The following is a 3,953-nucleotide window of genomic DNA, read 5'->3' as shown; positions in this document are numbered from 1 at the left end:
GGCCGGGCTTGTCCGAGCCAGGCCGGGCCGGGGCGGATTCGGTCGGGGCGGGCGGGGGCCGGGCGGGGTGCGGGCCGCGCTGACCGGGCTGACCACCCGCGGCCGGTCGTTCCTGGCCGCCGGGCTGGCCGCGGCGGCGTGCAGCTATGTGCTCGGCCAGGCGGACCTGCTCCGGGTGGGGCTGCTGCTGGCCGTGCTGCCGCTGGTGTGCGTGGCCGTGCTCTACCGCACCCGGTTCTCCGTCTCCGGCGAGCGCGCGCTCTCCCCGGCCCGGGTGCCGGCGGGCGCGGAGGCGCGGGTGCGGCTGCGGGTCCACAACGTCTCCCGGCTGCCGACCGGACTGCTGATGGTGCAGGACCGGGTCCCGTACGTCCTCGGCCCGCGGCCCCGCTTCGTCCTGGACCGGCTGGAGCCGGGCGGCCACCGCGAGGTGTCCTACCGGGTGCGCTCGGACCTGCGCGGCCGCTATCCGCTGGGCCCGTTGCAGCTCCGGCTCACCGATCCGTTCGGCATGTGCGAGCTGACCCGCGGCTTCAGCTCGTACGACACGCTGATCGTGGTGCCCCGGGTGGTGCCGCTGCCGGCGATCCGGCTCGCCGGGGAGGGCGCGGGGTACGGCGACGGGCGGCAGCGGGCGCCCGCCCTGGCCGGTGAGGACGATGTGATTCCGCGCGGCTACCGGCACGGCGACGACCTGCGCCGGGTGCACTGGCGGTCCACCGCCCGGTACGGCGAGCTGATGGTCCGGCGCGAGGAGCAGCCCCACCGGGCGCGCTGCACCGTACTGCTGGACACCCGGCGGATCGCGTACCCGGGCTCGGGGCCCGACTGCGCGTTCGAGTGGGCGGTGACGGCGGCCGCGTCGGCCGCGGCCCACATGCTGGAGCGCGGCTTCTCGGTGCGGCTGCTGACGGACACGGGCAGCTCGGTTCCGGGCCCGGAGGGCTTCACGGGGGGTTTCGACGGGGGCTTCGCGGGAGCCGGCGGTCTGTCGGGGGGCTTCACAGGAGGTTTCACGGGGGCGACGTCCGAGGCCGCGGACGCGGCGGGGCTGCTGCTGGACACCCTCGCCGTGGTGGAGCAGTCCGAGGACACCGGCCTGTCCCGGGCGTACGACGCGCTGCGCGGGGGCGGCGAAGGGCTCCTGGTGGCGTTCCTCGGTGAGCTGGACGAGGAGCAGGCCGCCGTGCTGGGCAGGATGCGGCGGCGCGGTGGCGGGGCGATCGCGTTCGTCCTGGACGCCTCCGGCCGCACGAGGACCGGCGCCGGCGGCACCGGGGCCGAGACCATGGCGGGCTCCGGCGCGCGGGACGCCGGGTTCGGGCGGCGGCTGCGCCTGCTCCGGGAGGCGGGGTGGACGGTCGTGCCGTTCGCCCCCGGTGACGCGCTGCCGGAGCTGTGGCGGCGGGCGGACGGCGGCGCGGCGGCCGACGGGACGGCGACCGGCGGGACGGCGACCGGGTCCTGGGCGGGCCCGCTGGGAGGTGGCGCGTGAGCGGCTCGGCACGGCTGACGATGGGTGCGGCGCTCGCGACGCTCCTGGCGGCGTGCTCCCTGCTGCCCCTGGTCTCGCCGCCCGGCTGGCTGGTGCAGGCCGCCGCGCTGCTGCTGGCGGTCTCGGGAACGGGCACGCTCGCCCGCCGGGTGCCGCTGCCCCGGCCGCTGACCGTGCTCGCCCAGGCCGCCGTGGCGCTGCTCCTGCTCACGCTGCTCTTCACCCGCCAGCACGCGCTGCTCGGGCTGCTGCCCGGCCCGGAGGCGTTCCGGGAGTTCGGCCTCCTCCTGTCCGAGGGCCGGGCGGACGTGGGCCGGTACGCCATCCCCGCGCCCGTCACCCCCGGCATCCGGCTGCTGCTGGTCGGCGGGGTGGTGGCGATCGGCCTCACGGTGGACGCGCTGGCGGTCACCTACCGCAGCGCCGCGCCCGCCGGGCTGCCGCTGCTCGCGCTGTACTCGGTGGCGGCCGGGCTCTCCCAGGGCGGCGCCCGCTGGCTGTGGTTCCTGCTGGCCGCCGCCGGCTATCTGCTGCTGCTCCTCACCGAGGGCCGGGACCGGCTCTCGCAGTGGGGGCGGATCTTCACCGCCGCGCCGCCGGCCGCGCCGAGCAGGCTCGGCGCGGGGCTGGAGAGCGGCCGCCCGGCCACGCTCTCCCCGGTCCGCACGGGGCGCAGGATCGGCGCCCTGGCCCTGGGCATCGCCCTGGTGGTGCCGGTGGCGCTGCCCTCGCTGGGCGGCGGGCTGTTCGGCCGGCCCGGCACGGGCGAGGGGGCCGGCACCGGCGGTGGCACCATCTCGGCGGTCAACCCGCTGGTGTCGCTGCAGAACAGCCTCAACCAGCCGCAGAGCCGCGAGGTGCTGCGCTACCGCTCGAACGTCGACGTCCCCCAGGACCTGTATCTGCGGATCGTGGCCCTCGACCAGTTCGACGGCACCACCTGGAAGCCCTCGGAGCGCCGGGTGAGCGATGTGCCGGTGCCGCTGCCGCGGCCCCAGGGCCTGGGCCCGGACGTGCGGACGGTGACGGTCACCAGCTCGGTGTCCGCCGCCGACGACTACGCGCAGAACTGGCTGCCGCTCCCCTACCCGGCCTCCGCCGTCTCCCTCCCCGGGCGCTGGCGGTTCGAGCCGGAGGGCCGCACCCTGGTCGGCGACCGGGGGCAGACCACCCGGGGGCTGCGCTACGAGGTCGTCAGCACGATGGCGCGGCCGACCGTTGCCCAGCTCTCCTCGGCACCGGCGCCGCCGCCCGCCCTGCTGGAGGAGTACACCCGGGTGCCGGACTCGCTGCCGGGCGTCGTGGCCGCGACGGCGCGCCAGGTGACCGCCGGCGCGGCGAACGGCTACGAGCGGGCGGTGCGCCTCCAGGACTGGTTCTCGTCGACCGGCGGCTTCACGTACGACACGGAGGTGGCCACGGGCACGGGCCCGGACGCCATAGCCCGCTTCCTGCGGCAGAAGGAAGGCTTCTGCGTGCACTTCTCCTTCGCCATGGCGGCGATGGCGAGGACGCTGAAGATCCCGGCCCGGGTGGCGGTCGGCTTCACCCCGGGGGTCGCGCAGACCGACGGTTCGATGTCGGTCGGGCTCAGGGACGCGCACGCCTGGCCGGAGCTGTACTTCGAGGGCGTGGGCTGGACGCGGTTCGAGCCGACGCCGACGCGGGGCTCGGCGCCGGAGTACACCGTGGCGCGGGCCCCGGAGGGCGGGGCCACGGCCCCCGACCTGCCGCGGCCCGGCGCGTCGGCCGCGCCGGAGCCGGCGCCCTCGGCGGCCTCCAGCTGCCCGCCCGGTGAACAGCGGCTTCAGGGCTGCGCGGCGGCGGTCCCGCAGGCGGGCGGCGGGTCCGGTGACGACGGCCTGTCGGCGGCCCCCGTGCTGGGTACGGCGGCCCTGGTGCTGCTGGTGCTGCTGCTCCCGGTACTGCCCCTGCTGTGGCGGACGCGGGTGCGGGCGCGCCGCCTCGGTGGCCGGGGCGGCGGCGCCTTCCGCGTCTTCCGCGGGGGCGGGGGCCCCGGGGGCCCCGAGCGTCCCGGGAGTGGTGGCGGCCCGGACGGGAACGGGGGGCGCGTCGGGGTGGACGGCACGCTGGCCGCCTGGCGCGAACTCATCGACTCGGGCTGGGACTACGGCATCGTGCCCGACGACTCCCAGACACCGCGCCAGGCCGCGTCCCGCATCGCCTCGGCGGCGCGGCTGGACGAGGCCGCGGCGGCAGCCGCGCACCGGGTCGCCGACGCGGTCGAGCAGGCGCTCTACGCCCCGCGGCCGCGGGCCGCGGCGGGCGTGGTCGACGATGTGCGCCGGGTGCGGGAGGGGCTCCACGCCTCGGCGGGCCGGGGAGCGCGCCTGCGAGCGCTGCTCGCGCCCCGCTCGGCGACCCGCCTCCGCTGGGCGGTGTCCCGCCAGTACGCGGCCTTCGCCACCCGCTGGGCCCCGCCCCGCCGCCTCTGGCC

Annotated in this window: 2 protein-coding genes; both read left to right on the top strand. The window is 78.1% G+C overall.

Annotated elements, in window-relative coordinates:
* A partial coding sequence (locus ACSNOD_RS29310) for a DUF58 domain-containing protein (RefSeq protein WP_436770102.1) occupies positions 1 to 1,495 on the top strand: 1,495 nt, incomplete at its 5' end.
* Positions 1,492 to 3,953 (top strand): transglutaminaseTgpA domain-containing protein (locus ACSNOD_RS29305; protein WP_436770101.1); only part of this gene is annotated, 2,462 nt, incomplete at its 3' end. The genes ACSNOD_RS29310 and ACSNOD_RS29305, both read left to right, overlap by 4 nt.

Source organism: Streptomyces sp. URMC 123, from assembly GCF_051386515.1.
Lineage (GTDB): Bacteria > Actinomycetota > Actinomycetes > Streptomycetales > Streptomycetaceae > Streptomyces.
Note: the sequence above shows the minus strand (reverse complement) of the source record. Positions and strands in the feature narration are given on the sequence as shown.